We start from the raw sequence: 1,596 nt of genomic DNA on the forward strand, positions 1-1,596 counted from the left end.
GCTGGAAAGGCTGGGGCATATCCCACCGGCAGAAGCCGAACGGGCATATTATGCTTCCATCGGGAATAAGGATCTGGCAGCCTGAGTTCCCAACTAAAATACTCTCCCGGAAAACCGGGGCGGTTCAAGGTGCGTAATCGTCAGTTACTTTGCGCTGGTTAAAATCTCTATCTGTCATAATGAGTTACTCCAATAATGCACGGATTAACCCAGATCAGAGATGTAAGCAAAATTTGCATGAATGCAAAATCTTCTGGAAATCTACGTCATTTAGCCGTAGTCTTCCGCCACGGCTTGGCCAGATCTTCGAAATCTGGCTAGGCCGCTTCAGTCTCTGAACTGGAGCATGAGCAGCTATCGGGTATGGGCCTCGGAACCTAATAACCTGATAGCTGCTTTTTCGTTTCTGGAATTCATGATCACCAGAATGCTAATCGTACCACGTCCATGCGGTATGCACATTTTTATTCTTCGTATTACGTATGTTTTCTGCTCTCAGCGTGCGCCAAATCGATTCTCCGGGGTTTTAAGGCTGATTTGACGTCAAACCTAGTCAAGTCTCGTCAACCGTCTATACGCCTTTTAGGGCGTTTTAAAGAGGGTGTTTAAAAAAACAGGTGTCAATTACACAGTTTGAAAACTTAGTCTGACTAGAGTTATGTACAAACCACGAGGGTAGGGAAGATGGATAGAGTGTGTTCGGTTTGTACTCCATTACAGCGCTTTGATCCCTCCCTTGCTTTTTATTTGTTCGGCGGTATAGTGAACTTAGGCACCCGCCTAAGTTTTGGACAGCTTAAAACAGGTAGTAGTACACCAAATCACTTTTAAACCTTCTTCATAGTGTAGGATCTGGCAAATGGTGAGGGTAACAAAATGTCCAATACCAAACCTTAAATGATTGCCAAGAGATCTGATACGCCGGAGTGGTTTATCATGAACGCTGCTATCCAAACTATCTGCTACAACATCTCCAAACGTCCCGAAGTCCAGAATACATCCCTGAAGCGGTCACAGCTTCATGAGGTAATTGCTGCTCTATTGGGTTATGCCAGCCATGCAGCATTGATTGCTGAAAGCAAATATGATGACCAGGACTACGACTTTTCTGATGCTGAGTTTATTGTTTTGAATGTTCCTTATGGGAAAAAACGAGCACTAAAATTCACCATGTCTGACGATGTTTTCAATATCTGCATTACTGAAGTTAAAGCCGGATTAGGAATCGCGGTTTATGATTCGGTTGAAAATTTTTATGAAGATCATCTGCGAGAGCTACTCGCGAAATTGATTTACGATGAGGCAGAAGAATCTGGTGTTATGGCTGATAGTAATGCTTCTTACCCAGAACACCCTTACATGGATGATAATTTAATCACCAGTGGCGATCTGTGGACCTCGATTAATGAATGGAAGATTGAGGATACAGGAACACTTGAAGGAGAATACGATCCAGAAGGGGATCGAATGGCTTTGTTGAATAAATCGAACTTTTGCTGAGTTGAAGGATCAGATCACGCATCCTCCCGACAACACAGACCGTTCCGTGGCAAAGCAAAAGTTCAAAATCACCAACTGGCCCACCTACAACAAAGC

At 43.8% G+C, this 1,596-nt stretch carries 2 protein-coding genes; both read left to right on the forward strand.

What is annotated here, in order from left to right; translation table 11 throughout:
* Window positions 1–936: 936 nt before the first annotated feature.
* A complete protein-coding gene (locus tag H2P46_RS22770; RefSeq protein ID WP_193407013.1) occupies window positions 937–1,500 on the forward strand; it encodes a hypothetical protein in 564 nt (187 codons plus the stop codon).
* A gap of 1 nt (window position 1,501) precedes the next feature.
* Window positions 1,502–1,596: hypothetical protein (locus tag H2P46_RS23215; protein WP_238939003.1), on the forward strand; the 95-nt coding region annotated here is incomplete at its 3' end.

It is taken from the genome of Mixta mediterraneensis (assembly GCF_014946725.1).
Lineage (GTDB): Bacteria > Pseudomonadota > Gammaproteobacteria > Enterobacterales > Enterobacteriaceae > Pantoea > Pantoea mediterraneensis.